The 21504-nt window shown below is 69.3% G+C and carries 19 protein-coding genes; 16 read left to right on the top strand and 3 right to left on the bottom strand.

All coding sequences use genetic code 11. The features are described 5' to 3' along the window. Window positions 1-113 precede the first annotated feature (113 nt). A complete protein-coding gene (locus B3E43_RS03220; RefSeq protein WP_292026533.1) occupies window positions 114-1214 on the top strand; it encodes an FAD:protein FMN transferase in 1101 nt (366 codons plus the stop codon). A 511-nt stretch (window positions 1215-1725) separates the two neighbouring features. Next, complete coding sequence (locus B3E43_RS03215; protein ID WP_292026532.1) at window positions 1726-3789, top strand: TonB-dependent receptor; 2064 nt, start codon at window positions 1726-1728, stop codon at window positions 3787-3789. Window positions 3790-3812: 23 nt separating this feature from the next. Here B3E43_RS03215 and B3E43_RS03210 read toward each other — a convergent pair whose 3' ends face one another. After that, on the bottom strand, window positions 3813-4319 hold the full coding sequence (locus tag B3E43_RS03210) for a group I truncated hemoglobin (RefSeq protein WP_292026530.1): 507 nt from the start codon (window positions 4317-4319) through the stop codon (window positions 3813-3815). Further along, window positions 4319-5203, bottom strand: a complete 885-nt coding sequence (locus tag B3E43_RS03205) for a DUF3034 family protein (RefSeq protein ID WP_292026528.1) — start codon at window positions 5201-5203, stop codon at window positions 4319-4321. Before B3E43_RS03205 ends, B3E43_RS03210 begins: the two co-directional genes overlap by 1 nt. A 172-nt stretch (window positions 5204-5375) precedes the next feature. Here B3E43_RS03205 and B3E43_RS03200 point away from each other — a divergent pair, with 172 nt between their 5' ends. After that, on the top strand, window positions 5376-5993 hold the full coding sequence (locus B3E43_RS03200; RefSeq protein ID WP_292026526.1) for a methylamine utilization protein: 618 nt from the start codon (window positions 5376-5378) through the stop codon (window positions 5991-5993). Continuing rightward, on the top strand, window positions 5990-8266 hold the full coding sequence (locus B3E43_RS03195) for a putative bifunctional diguanylate cyclase/phosphodiesterase (protein WP_292026524.1): 2277 nt from the start codon (window positions 5990-5992) through the stop codon (window positions 8264-8266). Before B3E43_RS03200 ends, B3E43_RS03195 begins: the two co-directional genes overlap by 4 nt. Here the strand turns inward: B3E43_RS03195 and B3E43_RS03190 are convergent. Then, on the bottom strand, window positions 8257-9471 hold the full coding sequence (locus tag B3E43_RS03190; protein ID WP_292026522.1) for an NAD(P)/FAD-dependent oxidoreductase: 1215 nt from the start codon (window positions 9469-9471) through the stop codon (window positions 8257-8259). The two genes, B3E43_RS03195 and B3E43_RS03190, sit on opposite strands and share 10 nt — an antisense overlap. 91 nt (window positions 9472-9562) lie before the next feature. On the opposite strand from B3E43_RS03190, the gene B3E43_RS03185 reads away from it, so the two are divergent. The 12 genes from B3E43_RS03185 (at window position 9563) to glk (ending at window position 21484) form a co-directional block, all read left to right on the top strand. Next, complete coding sequence (locus tag B3E43_RS03185) at window positions 9563-9880, top strand: YerC/YecD family TrpR-related protein (protein WP_292026521.1); 318 nt, start codon at window positions 9563-9565, stop codon at window positions 9878-9880. A gap of 24 nt (window positions 9881-9904) precedes the next feature. Then, the gene (hisG, locus tag B3E43_RS03180) at window positions 9905-10786 is read left to right on the top strand and encodes an ATP phosphoribosyltransferase (RefSeq protein WP_292026519.1); all 882 of its coding nucleotides are present in this window, start codon (window positions 9905-9907) and stop codon (window positions 10784-10786) included. Further along, entirely contained in the window at window positions 10786-12093 is a 1308-nt protein-coding gene (gene hisD, locus B3E43_RS03175; RefSeq protein ID WP_292026517.1) for a histidinol dehydrogenase, read from the top strand. The genes hisG and hisD overlap by 1 nt, the downstream gene beginning before the upstream one ends. Further along, window positions 12090-13526 (top strand): imidazoleglycerol-phosphate dehydratase HisB, encoded by a 1437-nt coding sequence (gene hisB / locus B3E43_RS03170; protein ID WP_292026515.1) that lies wholly within the window; start codon window positions 12090-12092, stop codon window positions 13524-13526. Before hisD ends, hisB begins: the two co-directional genes overlap by 4 nt. A gap of 175 nt (window positions 13527-13701) precedes the next feature. Continuing rightward, window positions 13702-14304, top strand: coding sequence for an imidazole glycerol phosphate synthase subunit HisH (hisH, locus tag B3E43_RS03165; protein ID WP_292026510.1), 603 nt, complete (start codon window positions 13702-13704; stop codon window positions 14302-14304). Then, the gene (hisA, locus tag B3E43_RS03160) at window positions 14301-15026 is read left to right on the top strand and encodes a 1-(5-phosphoribosyl)-5-[(5-phosphoribosylamino)methylideneamino]imidazole-4-carboxamide isomerase (RefSeq protein WP_292026508.1); all 726 of its coding nucleotides are present in this window, start codon (window positions 14301-14303) and stop codon (window positions 15024-15026) included. The genes hisH and hisA overlap by 4 nt, the downstream gene beginning before the upstream one ends. Continuing rightward, a complete protein-coding gene (gene hisF, locus B3E43_RS03155; protein WP_292026506.1) occupies window positions 15023-15790 on the top strand; it encodes an imidazole glycerol phosphate synthase subunit HisF in 768 nt (255 codons plus the stop codon). Before hisA ends, hisF begins: the two co-directional genes overlap by 4 nt. Next, entirely contained in the window at window positions 15787-16425 is a 639-nt protein-coding gene (gene hisIE, locus B3E43_RS03150; RefSeq protein WP_292026504.1) for a bifunctional phosphoribosyl-AMP cyclohydrolase/phosphoribosyl-ATP diphosphatase HisIE, read from the top strand. Before hisF ends, hisIE begins: the two co-directional genes overlap by 4 nt. Before the next feature lie 14 nt (window positions 16426-16439). Then, a complete protein-coding gene (gene zwf / locus B3E43_RS03145; RefSeq protein WP_292026502.1) occupies window positions 16440-17912 on the top strand; it encodes a glucose-6-phosphate dehydrogenase in 1473 nt (490 codons plus the stop codon). Next, complete coding sequence (gene pgl, locus B3E43_RS03140) at window positions 17905-18624, top strand: 6-phosphogluconolactonase (RefSeq protein WP_292026500.1); 720 nt, start codon at window positions 17905-17907, stop codon at window positions 18622-18624. Before zwf ends, pgl begins: the two co-directional genes overlap by 8 nt. Continuing rightward, window positions 18624-20516: a phosphogluconate dehydratase gene (gene edd / locus B3E43_RS03135; protein ID WP_292026498.1), complete on the top strand. Its 1893-nt coding sequence runs from the start codon at window positions 18624-18626 to the stop codon at window positions 20514-20516. Before pgl ends, edd begins: the two co-directional genes overlap by 1 nt. Then, complete coding sequence (glk, locus tag B3E43_RS03130) at window positions 20516-21484, top strand: glucokinase (protein WP_292026497.1); 969 nt, start codon at window positions 20516-20518, stop codon at window positions 21482-21484. The genes edd and glk overlap by 1 nt, the downstream gene beginning before the upstream one ends. Window positions 21485-21504: the final 20 nt, after the last annotated feature.

Genomic DNA, 21504 nt, shown 5'->3' with positions numbered 1-21504 from the left:
CCCGCAGCAAGGCCCTTGAGGATGCCGAAGACCGCGTTCGACGTCGCGCGGTCATTCAGGCTCGGGCAGCAGGCCTGCAGCCTGCAGGGCGACGGCGTCGGAGACAGCCTGCCATGACGGGCGCCGGCTACGGACCGACCAGCATCGCTCCGCCCTCGCTGATCGTGGGCGGGGAGGCCGCGCCGCGTCCGGAGAACCGCGTCCTGATCCCGACCCACGGCCGCAAGCCGTCCCGGCCGCCGGGCGCCCACATCTGGGACTTCGCGGGAGAGACCATGGGCTCGACTTGGTCTGTGCGTTTGATCCCGCCGCCAGCCCTTGACCGCGCCGCCTTCCAGGCGGCCATCGAGGACGAGCTGGCCCGGATCATCGCCCTGTTCAGCCATTGGGATCCGAAGTCGGAACTCTCGCGCCTCAACGCCGCCCCTCCCGGCTTCTGGGCCGTGTCGGAGCCGTTCTGGGAGCTGCTCAACAGAGCCATGGATCTGGCCGACGACACCAACGGCGCCGTCGATCCGGCGCTGGGAGCGCTGGTCGATCTGTGGGGCTTCGGCCCGCCCGGCCCCCGCCCGCTCAACGGCTTCGGAACCGGTCCGACCGTGCCCTTCGAGGAAGAGATCGAGGCGGCCCGCGCCCTGTCGGGCTGGGGCGTCGTCCGCTTCAACCGCGAAGCCCGAGCAGTGCAGCAGCTGGGCGGCGTCAAGCTGGACCTGTCCGGCATCGCCAAGGGGCACGCCGTCGATCGCGTCTCCGAGCGCCTGACCGGCATGGGTGCGACCCATCATCTGGTCGAGATAGGCGGCGAGTTGCGCGGCGCGGGCGTCAAGCCGGATTTCATGCCTTGGTGGGCCGACCTGCAGCAGGCGCCCGGCGCCCCGGGTCCGCCCGCCGTCGCCGCCCTGTTCGATATGGCCTGCGCCACCTCCGGCGACTGGGTGCGAAACTACGAGGTCTATGGCCAGACCTACAGCCACACCATCGATGGGCGGACCGGCCGACCGGTCGAGAACGGCGTCGCCTCCGTCACCGTCCTGGCCGAAACGGCGATGTACGCAGACGCCATGGCCACTGCCCTCACGGTCATGGGCCCCGTGGAAGGTCCGGCCTTCGCCACCGCGATGAACATCGCCGCCGCCATCGTGGTGCGGACCGGCGACGGCATGATCGAGACTGTCACCCCCGCCTTCACTGCCATGCTGTCCGAGGGCGCGTGACCCACGACCCTGTTCGCTGGCTCTGAGCGGCTGTCGCCGTCGGCCTGTGGCTGCTGGTCGCCTTCGCCAGCCAGACCGGGCTCGCCGAGGAGCTGGCATGGATGACTGCGCGCAGCCTTTCCGACTCAGGGACCTCCGCCCGCGTGGCGCTTCTGGGTGACCCGGAACCCGCCGAGCTGAGGGCCGCGGGACGGGGCCCGATCGCGGAACACGCTGCGGACCTGTCCGACCGGGTCGAGCGCGGCGCGGCGATCCTCGTCTGCGGCAGCTTGGAAGGCATTTCGAAGGGTGTGCACGAGGCGCTGAGGGCGGTCCTCGGCGGCGACCATTGCTCGATCTCGCCGTGTCGGCGCGCTATCGCCGGGACGTCTACTGAGCGATCACGGAGCGCTTTGACCGCGACAGTCAGCCCCCCCGGGGGCCGCTCCGCGAGGCGGCGGTTTCCTGTTGCTAATGAGAATGTGTCGCATTATTGAGATCGTCCTTTCAATGACAGTGCGGTCACTTCCCGATGCGTATCCTTCTGGTTTCAGCCTCCCTCGCCATGGCGACACCGGTCACGGCATGGGCTGAAGAAGAGCCCGCGACACAGCTGGCGCCCATCATCGTGACGGGCCAGAGCCGGGGATATATCGCGCTCGATTCCGTCACCGCGACCCGGACCGACACCCCGCTGATTGACGTGCCACAGACGGTCAATGTGGTGACGCGGGCGCAACTCGACGATCAGGCGCTGCACAGCCTCGGCGACGTCCTGCGCTATGTGCCCGGAACCACGGTCGGCCAGGGCGAGGGCAATCGCGACCAGATCACCCTCCGGGGCCAGAACACCACCGCCGACTTCTTCCTCGACGGCGTTCGGGACGACGTCCAGTATTTCCGGGGCCTGTACAATCTGGATCGGGTCGAGGTGCTGAAGGGGCCCTATGCGCTGATCTTCGGGCGGGGCGGCGGAGGCGGCATCATCAACCGCGTGCAGAAAACGCCCAGCGCCGGAGGCTTTTCGGCGAGCGGGCGGGCAAGCGCCAGCAGCTTCGGCGCCTGGGACGTCTCGGCGGACATCAACACCCCGCTCGGCGACAGCGCAGCCTTCCGGATCAACTCCGTCTATGAAAACCTCGACAATCACCGGGACTTCTTCGAGGGCGAGCGATATGCGGTGAATCCGTATGTGGCCATCGACCTCGGGGCCGGTTGGCAGGCCGGACTATCGTACGAATATGTCAACGATGACCGCGTCACGGATCGCGGCATCCCCTCCCTGGGCGGAGCCCCCATCACCGGCTACCGCGACCGGTTCTTCGGCGTGCCGGGCGTGAACCGAACCACGCTTGAGGCCAGTATCGTTAAGTTGCGGCTGGACGGCGCACTGGCGGACAACGTCCAAGTCTCGGCCACGGTCCTCTACGGGGACTACGACAAACTCTATACCAACGTCTTCGCCAACGGGTCCGCCACGGCGCAGAATGGCACGGTTCCGTTCTCGGCCTACACCGATCCCACCGACCGGCAAAACCTGCTGATCCAGGGCAATCTGGTCTGGGAGAACTCCGTGGGCGGCATGGAACACAAGGTCCTGGTTGGCCTCGAATACGGCGTTCAGGACTCGGCCAACCAACGGCGCAACGGCGTCCTGTCCAACACGACGTTCAACCTCGCCAATCCGGTGTTTCCGACGGTTACCTTCCCGGCGCTGAGCCGCGACACGGTCTCGAATGTGGAGGCCGTCTCGGTCTATGTGCAGGACCAGATCAGTCTCGGCGACCGGTTCGAGATCGTCGCCGGCCTGCGCTACGACCGCTTCGACATCGACGGTGTTGACCTCCAGCCGAATCCGGACCGCCGCTTCGCCCGTACGGACGAGAAAGTCTCGCCGCGCCTCGGCCTGATCTACAAGCCGCGGTCGAACGTCTCCATCTATGGCAGCTATAGCCAGTCATTCCTGCCGCGTTCGGGTGACCAGTTCCTCAGCCTGACCACGACCCAGCAGAATCTCGAACCGGAGGAATTCACCAACCACGAGATCGGGGCCAAATGGGACATCCGGCCCGACCTGAATTTCACCGCGGCCGTATTCAGGCTGGACCGCACCAATGCCACGACACCGGACCCGCTGAACCCGACGGTCACCATCAACGTCGGCGAAACCCGCACCGGGGGGGTCGAACTGGCGCTGACCGGGCGTGTGCGGTCGAACTGGCAGATCAGCGGCGGCTATTCATGGCTGGATGCCCGGCTGCAGGGAAATGACTCGGTTCGACTGGCGCAGACACCGAAGCAACAGTTCAGCGTCTGGAACCGCTACGACGTCAGTCGCCGGCTGGGCTTCGGCCTCGGCGTAATCCACCAGTCCAGCCAGTTTGCGGCTATCCGGACCTCCGCCACCACCACCCGGCTACCCGCCTTTACCCGTGTCGACGCCGCCGTCTACTATCGGGTCAGCGACACCGTCCAGCTTCAGCTCAATATCGAGAACCTGCTCGACACGACGTATTTCTCCGACGCCCACAACAACTTCAACATCTCCACCGGCGCGCCGTTGAACGCCAGGCTGACCCTGACCTCGCGGTTCTAGCCGATGCGGAACGGGACCGGGTGTCAGCGCGTGACGACGTCCCGCCGCATCGGCGCCAGCTTGGCGAGGAAGCGGTTCTGCGTCCGGAACGGCACGCCCTCGGCATCCATGGCGTCCTGCAGATGCTCGACCAGCGCGCCCATGTCGGCGGGCTGCAGGCCGATGTCGTCGTGGGCGTCCCGCATCGACCGGCCCGTGTAGGCGCAGCCGCCGTTCAGGATGTAGCAGAACTGCTCCTTCAGGGTCCGGCGCAGCCGCACCATGTCGGTCGCGACGAAGATCTCCGCGATTCTGGGATCGGCGACCGAGCGATCGAGCATCCCGTCGACGATCCGGTCCGATCCCTCGCGACCGTTGAAGGCCTCGAGCATGGCCGTGCCCTCGAACGGGGCGACGCCCGCATTGGCGTCGGCGACCGTATAGGGTTCGACCGCCTCCTCCCCCGGGCGATGCGCCGGGTCCTGGGCCATGGCGGGAAGGGCGCAGGCCGCCGCCGCGGTGGCTGCTGCCAAAGTCAGTTTGCTGATCATCAGAAGCCCGCCTGAAGGGAGAGGTAGAGACCGCGCTGATCCTCAAAGGTGGCGATCGAGCCCAGATCCGCCCAGGCCGCCGTCACCGACACATGTTTGTTGATCGCCCAGGCTGCATAGATGTCGAACCAGTCATCCTCGCCGGCGAAGGACAGATTGTCCGGCTTGGTCCGATATTCGGCGCCGATCACCAGATTACGGCTCAGCAGCCAGCCGACCGACCCCTCGAACTGGGCCTCATGATCGTCATTGGCGTCACCGCCGAAGCCCAGCAATCCCGTCTGGTTGGCGTTGGTCCAGCGCACCGTGCCGCTGACCAGCATGCTCTCCGCCAGAGACAGTTTCGATGCTGCGATGTAGAAATCCGTACCCTGATCATCCTGCCCGCCGACGGCGGCGATGATCGCGCCTTGGTCGTTGGACTTGTGCTGCAGGCCGATCGCGATCTGGGGCAGCCAGGTATCCTGATCGTAGACGGCGTCGCCGGTCAGCCGGACCTTCACCCCGATCACGTCCTGGGTGAAGGTAAAGCCCTGACCCAGACCCAGCAGGGCGCCGGTGTCGCCCGTGTCGAACTCCTGCCGCGCCGCCGACAGCTCGACCCGGTCCCACAGACCGACCGCCAACCCGGCTGTGCGAAACTGATAGTCGGGCAGATCGACGATCGTGACATGGGCGTTGCCGCCGATCCCGTCTTCCTCGCCATAGCCGGTGATCGTGGCCCAGGTGGAGAGCCCCCCGCCGCCCGACCCCTCAATGGTCGAAACCCCGCCGGTCAACAGCAGCTTCCCGCCGCTGCGGGAGTCCGGAATCGGGGATTGCGCCTCGGCAGCGCCGGCGACCGCGGCGATCGAGAGGGCGAGCGCCCAAGCACGATAAGTCATCCTGGTCCCCAACTCCGCCCTTAGGAATCCGGATATGGAAACACGGTTAAGCTGAAGTAAATTCCCGAACGGCCAAGCTTGGGTATATCTGGGGTTGCGTCGCGCGTTGCAATACTCAAACCGGGCATTTGAGTTTACTTCGATTTCATCTTGCTTTTGTACAGCTTGGGCAATGCGTGTTCTCTTTGCCCTCCTCGCGGCGCTGGTTTTGTGTTCCCCGGCGATGGCGGGCGACCTGACCGTCAGTGTACGCGACACAGCCGGCCGGCCGGTTCAGGACGCGGTCGTGACCGTGCATCCGACCGCCGGCGTGCCCCGCGGCGCGATCCGCTTCGCCTGGCCGCTACGCATGTCGCAGCAGGATATCCAGTTCCAGCCCTATGTCCTGGTCGTTCCGGTGGGCGGGACCGTGTCTTTCCCCAACCTCGACCGGGTCCGCCACCAGGTCTATTCCTTCTCGCGGGGCAACCGGTTCGAGCTTCAACTCTACGGTCGTGACGAGAGCCGGACACACACCTTCGCCGCCGCAGGCGTGGCGGCCCTTGGCTGCAATATCCACGATCAGATGCTGGCCTACATCAAGGTGGTCGATACGCCCTGGGCGGCCAAGACGCCGGCGAACGGCGACGTGACGCTGAGGGCCATTCCCGCCGGCGCCGCCACCTTGCGGGTCTGGCATCCGCGACTGGCCGGTCGCGGCAATGAAGTTTCGCAGGCCGTCACCATCGCGACCGCAGCGGACCGGCGCACGGTCACGGGTGACTTCAGCGCCCGGGCGGCCGTACGGTGAGCGCGACGAAGATTTTGGGCCTCGTCCGCTTCCGCAACCTGCGGACCCGGCTGACGGTAGTCTATATGGGCCTTTTCGGCCTCGCCCTGCTGCTCGCCGCCATCGCTGTCGTCACCGCCGTGACCAACAGCGCCCAGCGCGTGGTGCGCGATGAAATGACCGCCGCCGGCGCCGTCTACAGCCAGCTCTGGACCGCACGCTCAAGTCAGCTCCAGCAAGGTGCCGGGGTCCTCGCCCAGGACTATGGGTTCCGCGAGGCCGTCGCCACCAATGACGAGGCCACGGTCCGCTCCGCTCTGGACAATCTCCGCGCACGGCAGGGCGTCGACGGGGCCCTGATCCTTGGCGTCGATGGCTATGCCACAACGACCGGCCTGGCCCTCGACGACGCCGCCCTCGACCGGCTGTTCACCGGACTGGAGTCCGGCCAGATCGAATCCGGTGTTCTCGCCATCGACGGTCAGGCCTATCAGGTCGTCGCCGCGCCTGTGAACGCTCCCGTCCTGATCGGCTGGGTCGTGTTCGCCGAGCGACTGGATGCGGCCCAGATGCGCAATCTGGAACAGCTGTCTGCCATTCCTCTGTCGGCCGCCGTGGTGCTCAACCGCGTCTCGGCTCCCACAGGAGACGGGCCGATCACTGTCCGGACCCCCGATGGCCCCTCCATGCGTCTGGACCGGCCACTGCCGAGCTTCGACAAGGCGGCGCCCGCCGATCTGGTCCTGACCTATCCGCTGAAGCGCGCCATGCGGCCGTATGAGGCCCTGTTCTGGTGGCTGGCCGCGATCGGCGTGGCCGGCCTCGCCCTGCTGATGGGCGGCACCTGGGCGCTTTCCCGCGGCCTCACCCGCCCGATCAGCGCCCTTGATGAAGCGGTGCACCGGCTGCAGCAGGGCGACTATGTCGAGGCCCCGGTGACCTCCGCCGACGAGATCGGCCGCCTGGCCGCCAGCTTCAACGCCATGGTCGGCGACCTCCGGGACCGCGAGGCCAGACTCACCCATATGGCCCTGCACGATCAGGAGACCGGGCTGCCCAACCGCCTGTCGCTGGAGCGACAGGCCGCTGCCCAGGCCGACGCTTGGGTGGTGCTGTTCGGAGTCGACCGCTTCGAGGTCGTCCGCAACGCCATCGGCTATGATTCCATGGCCAGGCTTCTGGCCGCGCTCGGAGGCCGCCTGTCCGCTCTCGCCGACGGCGCTCCGATGGCCCGCGTCGGCGCCGGGGCCCTTGGCCTCGTGATCGTCGCCGCCGACGAGGCCGAGGCCGTCGGGATCGCCACCCGGCTGGCCGAGGCGGCCCAGGCGCCGCTGATGATCAATGGCGCGCCCGTGGACATCGCCCTGACCGCCGGCGTCGCCGGACGCGGGGCGGCGAGTTCCGACCTCGCCTCACCCGTCGATCGCGCCGCCATCGCTGTCGATCAGGCCCGCGCGGCCCGCCGGATGGTCGCTGCCTTCGACGAGGCCGCCTATGGCGATCCGGGCGACAACCTGTCCCTCATTTCCGAGCTGATGACCGCCCTGCGTGACGGCGACGTCACCCTCGCCTACCAGCCCAAATACGACTTCCGCGCCGAACGGATAACCGGGGTCGAGGCGCTGATGCGGTGGTCCCATCCGCGGCGCGGCTTCGTGCCGCCCGACCTGTTCATCGGCATGGCGGAAGAGACCGGCCACATCAGGCCCCTGACCGAATGGGCCATCCGCCGCGCCATCGCCGACCAGAAAACCATGGCCGCCGCCGGCCATGTCCTGACCGTCTCGGTCAATATTTCCGGCCGTCTGCTGTCCGATGAGAGCTTCGCCGACTTCGCCCTCGCGGAAGTCGCCGCCTCAGCGGCCGATCTGTGTTTCGAGATCACCGAGACGGCGGTGATGGACAATCCCGAACTGGCTCTGCACATCATCGCCCGCTTCGCCGAGGCCGGCATCGCCGTCTCGCTGGACGACTACGGCGCCGGCCTGTCGTCCCTGACCTATCTGAAGCAGATCCGCGCCGACGAACTGAAGATCGACAAGAGCTTCATACTCGGGCTGGATCAGTCCTCGCGTGACGCCCTCCTGGTCAAGTCGACCATCGACCTGGCCCACAGCCTTGGCCTCAAGGTCACCGCCGAGGGCGTCGAGACCCCGACGGCGCTGGCCCTGCTGCGCGGCATGGGCTGCGACATGGCGCAGGGCTATCTGATCGGCCGGCCCGTGGCGCTCGCCCTCCTGACCGAACAGCTGGCCGCGCCCGTCGTCGAACTCGACCTCGCGCGTCAGGCCTGAGCCGCCGCGACTTCTTTCATCGACACGGACCGGTCGGCCAGCCTCACGGCGTCCACCGCCTGCCCACGGGAAATCATCAGTCGTCCGGCCATGAATTCCGCCGGCGCGTTGACCGCCTCGACGCAGACGATCCGGTCTTCGGCCAGATGGAAGACGGCGAACGCCCCGCCCTCGACATCGCCGCGCACGACCTGACGATCCGCGCCGTCGGGGAGTCCCGCGATCTGCAGCTTCAGCTCATACTGGTCGGACCAGAACCAGGGGACTTCGGGCGTCGGGGCCGCGCGTCCCGTGATAGCGGCCGCGGCCTGTTTCGCCTGTTCCAGCGCATTGGGCACGCTCTCCAGCCGATGCCGCCGTCCGCCGTGCACCGGGATCGGCCGGAAGGTCATGTCGCCGATGGCCCAGATCGCCGGGTCGGAGGTTCGCGCCGTCTCATCGACCGCCACGCCGTTCTCGCATGCCAGTCCCGCCTCCCGAGCCAACCCGTCGCACGCCAGCGCCCCGACCCCGACCAGCACCGCGTCCGCCTCGATCAGCCGTCCGTCGCCCAGCCGGACCCCGCCGTCCTCCAACCCGGTCACCTCGGCCGAGGTCAGCACCTCGACCCCGTGGCTCCGATGATGGGCGGTGAAGAAGGTCGACAGAGTCTCTGACGCCACCCGCGCCAGCACCCGGTCCATCCGCTCGATGACCACCGCCTCGGCCCCCAGCGCCCGCGCCGAGGCCGCCGCCTCCAGCCCCACATAGCCGCCGCCGACCACCGCAAGCCGCTTGCCCGGCCCCAATACGGCCTTCAGCCTCTCCGCATCGGCGAGGGTCCGTAGCTCCAGCAGGTCAGGCCGGTCGGCGCCGGGGATCGTCAGCTTCCGCGCCGTCGATCCGGTCGCCAGGATCAGGGCGTCATATGGCTCCACCGTCCCGTCGGCGAAGGTGACGGTCCGCGCCGCCGCATCAATGGCGGTCGCCGTCACCCCGGTCCGCAGCTCGATATCGTGCTCGGCATAGAAGACCTCGGGTCGCAGCAGCAACGCCTCCAGATCGGCCTCGCCCTTCAGCCACGCCTTGGACAGGGGCGGCCGCTGATAGGGCGCCGCCGGCTCCTCGCCCGCCAGCACGATCGGCCCTTCATGCCCGTACTGGCGCAGCAACGCCGCCGCCGTCCCGCCCGCATGGCCTGCGCCGATGATCAGTACCTTGGTCATGGGGCTGAAATAGAGGGGCGAGGGGCGACGGGCTAGGGGCGACACAAACACCGCTTGACCGTTCCAGTGTTACAGCATAGTGGAACACGCCATGACCGACACCCTCCCCCGCAACGCCGCCGCCACGGCCAACAGCCGCGTCGCCCTTTATGACGCCCTGCTGCTGCTGAAGACGCGCGACGAGGTCGACGCCTTCCTGGCCGATCTTTGCACCCCGTCCGAGGTGCGGGCCTTCGCCGAGCGCTGGGAAGTCGCCCGCCTGCTCGACGCCGGCGGCAGGTCGTATCGCGAGATCGCCGCCGAGGCCCAGGCCAGCCCGACCACGGTCGTCCGCGTCGCCCGCTTCCTCAAGGAAATGCCGCACCAGGGCTACCGCCTGGTGCTGGACCGCCTGAAAACCAAAGCCTGAAACCGAAAGTCTGAGTATCCCGTCATGAGCACTGTCCAGGGTCGGCTGCGTATCGCCGTCCAGAAATCCGGCCGCCTGTCCGAGCGCAGCCTCGACCTGGTCCGCGACGCGGGCCTGCGCGTGGTCAAGGGCAACAACGACCTGCTCTACCGGGTCGAGAATTACCCGATCGACCTGCTGCGCGTGCGCGACGACGACATCCCCACCTTCGTCGCGGACGGGGTCTGCGACCTCGGCATCGTCGGCGAGAATGTGCTGGAGGAGGTCCGCAACGGCGGCCCGACCGCCGAGGTGCTGATGCCGCTCGGCTTCGGCCGCTGCACCCTGAAGATCGCCATCCCCCCGACCCTCGCCTATGACGGCCCGGCCTCGTTGGATGGCCTGCGCATCGCCACCTCCTATCCGAAAATCCTGCGCCGGTTCCTCGACGAGCAAGGCGTCTCCGCCGACATCGTCACCATGCGCGGCGCCGTCGAGGTCGCGCCCCGGCTCAAGCTCGCCTCCGCCATCTGCGATCTCGTCTCCACCGGCGCGACGCTGGAGGCCAACGGTCTCGCCGCCAAGGAGACGGTGCTGGACAGCCAGGCGGTGTTGATCAAATCGCCCGTCGCCCCCGAGCCCGGCCTGCAGCACCTGCTGGACAGCATCGTCGAGCGCATGGCCGGGGTGGTGTCCTCGCAGGGCGCCAAATACGTCATGCTGAACGCGCCCCGTTCGGCCCTGGCCGAGATCACCGCCATCCTGCCCGGCGCCGGCGCGCCGACCGTCATGCCCCTGTCCGGCCGCGACGACGCCGTGGCCGTCCACGCCGTCTGTCAGGAGGCGGTCTTCTGGGAGACCCTGGAGCGCCTCAAGGCCGCCGGCGCCTCGGCCATCCTCGTCCTGCCCATCGAGAAGATGATGTGATGAAACGCCTCGACTGGAGCACTCTCGGCGCAGCCGGCCGCAGCGAGGCCCTGGCCCGCCCCCGCCGCCGCACCGATATGCGCGTCACCGACACGGTGCGCGAAATCCTCGACGACGTCCGCACGCGCGGCGGCGTCGCCGTGACCGACTGGAGCCTGAAACTCGACGGGGCCGCGCCGCACCGTCTGGAACTGACGCCCGACCGCGTCGCCGCCGCCCGCGACGCCCTGCGTCCTGCCGACACCCGCTCCATCCGCATGGCCGCCGAGAACATCCGCATCTTCCACGAGGCGACCCGCCCGGAGGATACCCCCGATGTCGAGATCATCCCCGGCGTCCGTTCCCGCCTCGTCTGGCGTCCCCTGCGGTCGGCGGGCCTCTACGTCCCGGGCGGCTCCGCGCCCTTGTTCTCCTCGCTGCTGATGCTGGCCCTCCCGGCCGCCGTCGCCGGGGTCGGCCGTCGCGTCGCCGTCACCCCGCCCTCCGCCTCGGGCGAGCCGCACCCCGCCATGATCTTCGCCGCCGCCGAGGCCGGTCTCGACGCGCTCTGGCTGATCGGTGGCGCCCAGGCCATCGCCGCCCTGACCTTCGGGGCCGAACTGGACGACGGCGTCATCGAACCCTGTGACAAGCTGTTCGGCCCCGGCAACGCCTGGGTCGCCGAGGCCAAGAAGCAGGCGGCGAACCTGCCGGGCGGCCCCGCCGTCGACATGCCTGCCGGCCCCTCCGAACTGCTGGTCATCGCCGACCGCGACGCCGACCCGGAGATCGCCGCCGCCGACCTGCTCAGCCAGGCCGAGCACGACGCCGACGCCCAGGTCATCCTCGTCTCCGAGAGCCGCGCCAATATCGACGCCATCCTCGCCGAGGTGGAACGCCAGCTGGAAACCCTGCCCCGCGCCCACATCGCCCGCGCCTCCCTCGCCGAGGGCCGCGCCATCCGCGTCCGCGACGTCGCCGAGGCCTGTGAGGTCGCCAACCTGTACGCCCCCGAACACCTCGCCCTTCAGACCGTCGAACCCGACAAACTCCTCAGCCGCATATCCGCCGCAGGCGCCGTCTTCGTCGGAGCCTTCGCCGCCGAGACCCTGGGCGACTACGCCGCCGGCCCCAGTCACGTCCTGCCCACCGACGGCGCCGCCCGCACCATGGGCGGGGTCACGACGGCCAGCTTCATGACCACCATGTCGGTGCAGGTTGTGACCGAGGCCGGGGCCGCCGCCCTGGCCCCCGTCGCCGCCCGCCTCGCCCGGCTCGAGGGCCTTGAGGCCCACGCCCGGGCCGCGGATCTGAGGACCGGCGGATGAACAACCTCCCTGCCCCCTTCGCCCCGCTGGTCGCCGGCGGCGACGGCCTCGACCGCTATCCGGCCGAGCCGCGCGCCCTCGCTGCCCGTATGGCCGACATCTATGGCCTGCCTCTCGACAGCGTCCTGCCGGTCCGCGGCCTGACCCACGGCCTGGAGCTGGTCTTCCGCCTCGCCGCCCGTGACGGCCTGCGGGTCGAAGCCCCCGACGCCGAGCCGTACCGCGCCCTCGCCGCCCTCTACGCCGCGCCCGCCCCCGATGCCGCGACCGGCGCCATCATCCTCCGCGCCCTCGGCTCGCCCGAGGCGGTGGCCGAAATGGCCGAGCGAGTCGCCCCCGCCCTGCTGGTCATCGACGAGGGCATGGCCGAATTCGCGGACGCGCCCTCGGCCGCAAGCATTATCGGCGACCACGCCAACCTGATCGTCCTGCGCAGTCTGTCGCTCGCATACGGCCTCGCCGGAGCCCGCGTCGGCGCCGCCCTCGCCCAGCCGGAGACGCTCGCCCGTCTCACCTCTGTGCAGGAGCCCTACGCCCTGCCCGAGATCTCCATCCGCCTCGCCCTGCAGGCGCTCGATCCCTCCCGGATGATAGAGACGACGGCGCGCATCGCCCTTGTCCGGTCGGAGCGTGACCGGCTGGTCAAGGCCCTCGCCCGCGACATGGCGATCGAGCCGGGCTTTGGCCCCGTGATCATGGCTCGTCCGGCCGACCCGGACGCCGTCCTCACCGCCCTGGCCCGCTTCGGCCTCGCCGCCGAACGCGCCGGCGACCGGCTGCGCCTGCCCGTCTCCGCCAGGGCCGAGGTCAACGACCGGCTGCTCGCCGCCCTCGGCCTCGGCGCCGCATCCGGCCGCGCCCACCGCACCGGCGAGGCCGTCCGCGACACGAAGGAGACCCGCATCGTCTGCGCCGTCGACCTCGACGCCACCGGCCCCGTCTCCATCGCCACCGGCGTCGGCTTCTTCGACCACATGCTGGAACAGGTCGCCGCCCATGGCGGCTTCTCCCTGCGGCTGGCCTGCGAGGGCGACCTGCACACCGACCCGCACCACACCATCGAGGATTCGGCCATCGCCCTCGGTCAGGCCCTGAAACAGGCGCTCGGCGAGCGTCGCGGCATCGCCCGCTACGGTTTCGTCCTGCCGATGGATGAGGCCAACGCCAGCGTCTCCATCGACCTGTCCGGCCGCCCCTATCCGGTGTTCGAGGGGACCTTCGCCACGCCCTTCATCGGCGACTACCGCACCGATCTGACCGCCCACGTGTTCCGCTCGCTGGCCGAACACCTCGGCGCCGCCATCCATGTCTCGGTCACCGGCGACGACGACCACCACAAGACCGAGGCCGTCTACAAGGCCTTCGGCCGCGCCCTGCGCCAGGCCATCCGCATCGAGGGCGACGCCGTACCCAGCACAAAGGGCGTGCTGTGATGACGGCATTCGTTTCCTTCCCCCCTTGCGGGGGAAGGTGGCAGGCGAAGCCTGACGGATGGGGGGTCACACACCCCGGCATCCAGATCAGCGCTGTTCCCGCCGCCTCTGCGGCTGAACCATCGCCCCCATCCGTCTCGCTTCGCGAGCCACCTTCCCCCGCAAGGGGGGAAGGATGAGCGAGGTCACCGTCCTGGCCTACGGCGCCGGCAACACCGCTTCCGTCCAGTTCGCCCTCGAGCGGCTGGGCGCGACCGTGCGCCTGACCGACGACCCGTTGGCGGTCACGGAAGCCGAACGGCTGATCCTGCCCGGCGTCGGCGCCGCAGCCTACGCCATGGCCCGGCTGTCGACGCTCGGTCTCGTCGAGCCGATCCGTGCCTTTCCGCGGCCCCTGCTCGGCGTCTGCCTCGGCCAGCAACTGCTGTTCGAGACCAGCGAGGAGGGCGAACCCGTTCCCCTGCTGAGCCTCATCCCCGGCGCCGTCCGACGCCTCGAACCCGGCGCCGGCCTGACCGTGCCCCACATGGGCTGGTCGAGGCTGACGGCCGTCCGCGACGACCCCTTGCTGGAGGGCGTCGAGGACGGCGCTTACGCCTATTTCGTCCACGGCTTCGTCTGCCCCGACGGCCCCGCCACCCTCGCCCGCGCCGACTACGGCGGCCCGGTGCCCGCCATGGTCCGCAGCGCCAACCGCTGGGGCTGCCAGTTCCACCCCGAGCGCTCGGCCGCCGCCGGCGCCCGCATCCTGCGCAACTTCCTGGAGCTTCCCGCGTGATCGTCTATCCCGCCATCGACCTGAAAGACGGGATCTGCGTGCGGCTGATGCACGGCCGGTTCGATCAGGTCACCCGCTACGATAACCAGCCAGCCGCCCGGCTGGCCGCCTTCGCCGCCGCCGGTGCGACCTGGGCCCATATCGTCGACCTCGACGGGGCCGAGGCCGGCCGTGCCGTCCAGCACGCCCTGATCGGCGCGCTCGCCCGCTCGATCGACATCCGCATCCAGTCCGGGGGCGGCGTCCGCTCCGCCGACGACGTCGCCGCCCTGATCGACGCCGGGGTCGCCCGCGTGGTGGTCGGTTCTCTCGCTGTGTCGCAGCCGGAGACCGTGGCCGACTGGCTGCGCCGCTTCGGCCCGGACCGGATCACCCTGGCCATCGACGTCAAGGCAGACGGCGATCGCTGGGTCCCGGCCCTCAAGGGCTGGACCGAGGCGGCCGGGGTCGACCTCTGGACCGCACTCGACCGCTACCCGCCCAGCCTCGCGCGCCACCTGCTGGTCACCGACGTCGGCCGCGACGGCGCCCTGACCGGACCCAACCTCGAACTGCTCGGCCAGATCGTCCGCCGCCGGCCCGACCTCAAGGTCCAGGCCTCGGGCGGCGTGGCCACCGTCTCCGACCTGACCGCCGCCGCCGCCCTCGGCTGCGACGGCGCGATCGTCGGCCGCGCCCTCTACGAGAACCGCTTCACCCTCGAAGAGGCGCTCGCGGCATGACGGCGCGGCGCATCATCCCCTGCCTCGACGTCCGCGACGGACGGGTGGTCAAGGGCGTCCGCTTCCAGGGTCACACGGACATGGGCGACGCCGCGGATCTCGCCGCCCGATACCGCGACCATGGCGCAGACGAGCTCGTCTTTTACGACATCACCGCCAGCCCGGAAGGGCGCACCCTCGACTACGGCTGGGTCCGCGACATCGCCCGCCTGCTCGACATTCCCTTCAGTGTCGCCGGCGGCATCCGCTCGGTCGATCAGGCCGCCCGCTGCCTCGACCACGGCGCTGACAAGGTGTCGATCAACTCCCCCGCCCTCGAACGCCCCGAGCTCATCGGCGAGATGGCGGACCGACTCGGGAGCCAGTGCGTCGTCGTCGGCGTCGACTCAAAGCGTTCGGGCGACGACTGGGTCGTGCACCAGTACACCGGCGACCCGGACGCGAGCCGCGCCGCCGGCCGCCGTACCCTCGACTGGATCGTGGAGGCGCAACGGCTCGGCGCCGGCGAGATCGTGCTCAACTGCATGGACGAGGACGGCGTCCGCCGCGGCTACGACATCGCCCAGCTCGCCGCCGCCCGCGCCCTGCTGACCATACCGCTGGTCGCCTCGGGTGGCGCCGGCGCGGCCTCGCATTTCCTCGACGTGTTCGAACAGGCCGACGTCTCGGGCGCCCTCGCCGCCAGCGTCTTCCACACCGGGGCCCTGGCCATTCCCGATCTCAAGGCGTTCCTCTCTGACGCCGGACAGGAAATGAGACTGTGATCGATCCTTCCACCCTCGACTTCGACAAGTCCGGCGGCCTCATCCCCGTCGTCGTCCAGGACGCCGCCACCCTGCAGGTCCTGACGCTCGCCTATATGGATCGCGCCGCCCTTGAGGAGACGATCACCTCCGGCGAGGCCACCTTCTTCTCCCGCTCCCGCGGCGGGCGCTGGCGCAAGGGCGAGACCTCCGGCGATCGGCTGCACGTCGTCTCCATCACAGCCGACTGCGACGGCGACGCGCTCGTCCTCAAGGTCCGCCCCGTCGGCAACGCCTGCCATCTGAACCGCATCAGCTGTTTCGGCGACGAGGACGCGCCGGGCCTCGGCCGTCTCGCCCGGCTGGAGGCGAGCATCGCCGAACGCGCCGCCGCCGACCCTTCCGAAAGCTGGACCGCCCGCCTGCTCGCCGAGGGCGTCAAACGGGTCGCCCAGAAGGTCGGAGAGGAGGGCGTCGAGACCGCCCTGGCTGGCGTCGCGGGCCCGGATTCGGAACTGGCAGCCGAGGCCGCGGATTTGGTCTATCACCTGATGGTCCTGCTCCGCGCGCGTCACATGGTGTTTCAGGACGTCCTCGACGTCTTGGCGCAGCGGGCGGAAGCGGCCAGACACAAACCCGGTCCAGCCGGGACCTGAATGAAGGAGAGCGCATGGCGGCCCTGGTGCTGTTCGGCGGCGGCGGCGACCTCGCCATGCGGATGCTGCTGCCTTCGCTCTATTTTCTCGAGCACGACGGCCTGCTGCCCGACGGTCTGAAGATCATCGGCGCGGCCCGCTCGGACGAGAGCCGCGAGGAATATGTCGCCAAGGTCCGCGCCGCGGTCGAGGGCAAGGCCCACGCCGACGACGCCTGGTCGGACGAGGCATGGGCCCGGCTGGACGCCCGGCTCGACTATCTACCGGTCGACGCCACCGACCCGGCCAGCCTGAAGCCCCTCAAGGACAAGGTCGGTGACATGAGCGCCGCGGGGGGCGTGACCAGCTTCCTCGCCGTCTCGCCCTCGCTCTACGGCCGCATCGTCACCGCTCTGAAGGCCGCCGGCCTGGCCGAGGCGACCGACCGTGTGGTGCTGGAGAAGCCCGTCGGCCGCGACCTCCAGTCCTTCCTCCAGATCGATGACGCCGTCGCCCACGCCTTCTCCGAGGACCAGGTCTTCCGCATCGACCACTACCTCGGCAAGGAGACGGTCCAGAACCTGATCGCCCTGCGCTTCGGCAACACCATCTTCGAGCCGCTCTGGAACAGCCTGTCGATCGACCACGTCCAGATCACGGTCGCGGAGACCTTCGGCGTCGGCGACCGCTGGCCCTACTATGACGAGTACGGCGCCCTGCGGGACATGCTGCAGAACCACATGCTCCAGCTCCTCTGCCTCGTCGCCATGGAGCCGCCGTCCGACCTCGATCCGGACTCGGTCCGCAACGAGAAGGTCAAGGTTATCCGCTCCCTCCGTCCGATCACGGAGCACGAGGCCGATCGCGTCACGGTGCGCGGCCAGTACGTCGCCGGAACCAGCGAGGGCAAGCCCGCGAAAGCCTACAGTGAGGAGCGCGGCCAGCCATCTGACACCGAGACCTTCGTCGCCATGCGCGTGGACATCGACAACTGGCGCTGGGCCGGCACCCCCTTCTTCCTGCGCACCGGCAAGCGGCTGGCCGAGAAGCGGACCGAGATCGTCATCCAGTTCAAGCCCGTGCCCCACTCCATCTTCGATCACGGGGCGCGTGGCGAGATCGCCGCCAACCGGCTGGTCATCGAACTCCAGCCCGAGGAAGACATTGCCCTGTCGGTGATGAACAAGAAGCCGGGACTGGACCAGCGAATGCAGCTCCAGCCGATCCAGATGTCACTGTCCTGGGGCCAGGGCGACAAGGCCGCCAAACCACCCCGCCGCCGCATCGCCTATGAGCGGCTGTTGCTCGACGCCATGGCGGGGGACTCCACCCTGTTCGTGCGCCGCGACGAGGCCGAACAGGCCTGGAAATGGATCGATGAGGTCTCCGACGCCTGGCACGGCGCGGCCTTCAAGCCGAAGGAATACGCCGCCGGAACCTGGGGCCCGGTGGAAGCCGACCTGCTGCTGGAGCGTGACGGCCGGGCGTGGAACACGGGCCATGGGTGAGGCCGCGCCCGCTATCGAGACCTTCACCGACTGCGCCGGCTGGGCCGAAGCCTGTGCCGCTCGCCTGACCAATGCGCTCGCCGCCGCCCTCGCCGAAACGGACAAGGCGGTCTTCGCTGGCTCCGGTGGCTCCACCCCCGCGCCGATATACCGCCGCATGGCCGGAGCCGATCTCGACTGGTCCCGGGTGGCTGTCACCCTGATCGATGAACGCTACGTTCCCGAGACATCGCCCGAGTCCAACGCCACCCTCCTGAAACAGACCCTGCTGACCGGCCATGCAGCCGCGGCGCGCTTCGTCCCCCTGTTCCATCCTGCCGTCACCGTCGACCGCGCCGCCGCCCTGGCCGCCCATGCGCTGGCGGCGGAGGGCGGCAAATTGGACGCCGTCCTTCTAGGCATGGGGGAGGATGGCCATATCTGCTCCATGTTCCCCGACAGTCCGACCCTGAAAACCCTGCTCTCGCCCGCGCTCCGGCCGACCGTGCTCGGCGTTCCCCACGGCCGCGACGGCGCGGCCCCCAGCCTTGAGCGGCTGACCATCAACCTGCCCTATCTGATGACCGCCCGCCGCGTGGTCCTGGCCCTGACCGGCGCCGCCAAACGCGCGGTGTTCGAGCGCGAGGCCGCCGGCGATCCGGCGACCCAGCCCATCGCAGCACTTGTCGCGGCCAAGGTTCCGCTCGACGTTCTGTGGACGGAGAAAGCCTGATGCCGACCCTGAATCCCGTCGTCGCCGAGGTCACCGCCCGCATCGTCGAACGCTCGAAGGCCACCCGCGCCGACTATCTGCGTCGCATGGACGCCGCCGGCTCTTCCGGCGTCGGTCGGGCCAAGCTCAGCTGTGCCAACTGGGCCCACGCCTTCGCCGGCGCCCCGGTCAAGGACAAGCTCAACGCCATGTCCGGGACCCAACCGAACGTGGGCGTGGTCACCGCCTATAACGACATGCTTTCGGCGCACCAGCCGTTCGAACGCTTCCCGCAAATCATCCGCGACGCCGTGCGCGAGGTGAACGCCACCGCCCAGGTCGCCGGCGCCACGCCCGCCATGTGCGACGGCGTCACGCAAGGGCGCCCGGGCATGGACCTGTCGCTGTTCAGCCGCGACGTGATCGCCATGTCCACCGCCGTGGCCCTGACCCACGACGCCTTTGACTCGGTTATCTGCCTCGGCGTCTGCGACAAGATCGTGCCCGGTCTGTTCATGGGCTCGCTGGCCTTCGGCCACCTGCCCGTCGTCTTCGCGCCCGCCGGCCCCATGCCGTCCGGCATCCCCAATTTCGAGAAGGCCCGCGTCCGCGCCGAATATGCGCAAGGCAATGTGAGTCGGTCCGTCCTGCTCGAGAGCGAGATCGGCTCCTACCATTCGCCCGGCACCTGCACCTTCTACGGCACGGCCAATTCCAACCAGATGATGATGGAGCTGGGCGGCCTGCACCTGCCCTCGACCGCCTTCGTCCACCCCGAGACCGGCCTCCGCGACGCCCTGACGGCGGCCGCGGCGAAACGCGCGGTCGAACTGGCCCGCACGGGTCAGGGCCGGATGGCCGACGTCATCTGCGAGAAGTCGGTCGTGAACATGATCGTCGCCCTGCTGGCCACCGGCGGCTCGACCAACCACGCCATTCATCTGGTGGCCATGGCGCGGTCTGCGGGCGTGCTGATCGACTGGACCGACATGGACCAGCTGTCGTCCGTCACGCCCCTGCTGGCCCGGGTCTATCCCAACGGCTCGGCCGACGTGAATGCCTTCCAGGCCGCGGGGGGCGTCGCCTTCGTCGCCCGCGAACTGGCCGGCGCCGGCCATATCCACGCGGACGTCACGACCATCATGGGCGAGGGCATCCAACATTATTTCCAGGAGCCCATGCTCATCGACGGCGAACTGGTCTGGAAGGACGGCGTCACGGAAAGTCTGGATACGGACATTCTCCGCCCCGCCTCCGACCCCTTCGACCGCGAAGGCGGCCTGCGTCTCGTCCAGGGCGACCTCGGCCGGGCGGTGATCAAGGTCTCGGCCGTCAAGCCGGAGAACCGCATTGTAGAGGCCCCCGCCGCCGTGTTCGAGACCCAGGAGGACGCGCTGCAGGGCTTCAAGGACGGCAAGCTCGACCGCGACGTCGTGGTCGTCCTGCGCTTCCAGGGTCCTCGCGCCAACGGCATGCCCGAACTTCACAGCCTGTCTCCGGCACTCTCGGTGCTGCAGGACAAGGGCTTCAAGGTCGCCTTCGTCACCGACGGCCGCATGTCCGGCGCCTCCGGCAAGACCCCAGCCGCCATCCATGTGTCGCCCGAGGCCCTCGCCGGCGGACCACTGGCCCATGTGCGCGATGGCGACATCATCCGGCTTGACCCGGACGCCGGCGTACTGACCACGATCGGCGTTCCCGACCTCGCCAACCGCCCCGCAGCCCTCCGCACGACCGCCCACGCCACCGGCGCCGCCTGGGGCTATGGCCGCGAACTGTTCGGCGCCTTCCGCCAGATGGTCGGCACGGCCGAAGCCGGCGCCTCCATCTGCTTCGCCTCGCCCACTGGCGGTCCGGCCGAGGCCGATGCGCCGCCGGACCCCAATCTCGTCGACCGCACGGTGGACGCCTGATGAGCGATCAGACCCTTCTGGTCGGCGACGTCGGCGGCACCAACGCCCGCTTCGCCATTGCGCGCATGATCGACGGCCGCCCCGTGCTCGAACACCACGAGAGCTTTCCGGCCGAACGCCAGCCGACCTTCCTCAAGGCGGTCGCCGCCTTCATTGACGGCTCTGCGGTCAAGCCGACCGCCGGCGTTATCGCCGTGGCCGGGCCGGTTACGGACGGCGAGATCGACCTGACCAACTCGCCGTGGCGCGTGTCGGAGGCCGAGCTCGCGACCCTCGGTCTGAACCCGATCCGGCTGATCAATGATTTCGAGGCCTTGGCCTGGGGCGCGCCCCTGATGTCCGGCCCGGAGCTGGCGTCGCTGGGCGGTCCGGCCGAAGGCGATCCGCTCGCCACGCTCGCCGTCCTCGGCCCCGGCACAGGCTTCGGCGTCTCGGCTCTCGCCCGCGACATCCACGGAAATGCCGTCGCCATGCCCTCTGAGGGCGGCCACGCCTGTTTCGCGCCCGGCGACGCGGTCGAGGACGAGATCCTGCGCATCCTGCGCCGCCGCTACGACCGGGTCTCGATCGAACGGCTGATCTGCGGTCCCGGCCTGCTCAACCTGCACCGCGCCCTGGCCGAGATCGACGGGCGCGAGAGCCATATCGACGACCCGGCCCTGATCACCGCCGAGGCGCTGGAGAATCCGAACAGCCATTGCGGCGCCACCCTGGCCCGGTTCTGCGCCATCCTCGGATGCGTCGCCGGCGACATCGCCCTGACCACCGGAGCCCGCGGCGGCGTCTATATCGCCGGCGGCATCGCCCCGCGCATTCTGCCCTTCCTCAAGGCCAGCCCCTTCCGCGAACGCTTCGAGCGCAAGGGCCGCTTCCAGGACTATATGGCGGACATCCCGACGAACGTGATCCTGCACAAGCATGCCGCCCTTCTGGGCGCGGCCCGCGTGGCCTTCTCTGCAGAAGTCTGAGGTTCCAACACTTTTTTCTC

Origin of the sequence: Brevundimonas sp. UBA2416 (assembly GCF_002343105.1) — a bacterium.
Taxonomy (GTDB): domain Bacteria; phylum Pseudomonadota; class Alphaproteobacteria; order Caulobacterales; family Caulobacteraceae; genus Brevundimonas.
Note: the sequence above shows the minus strand (reverse complement) of the source record. Positions and strands in the feature narration are given on the sequence as shown.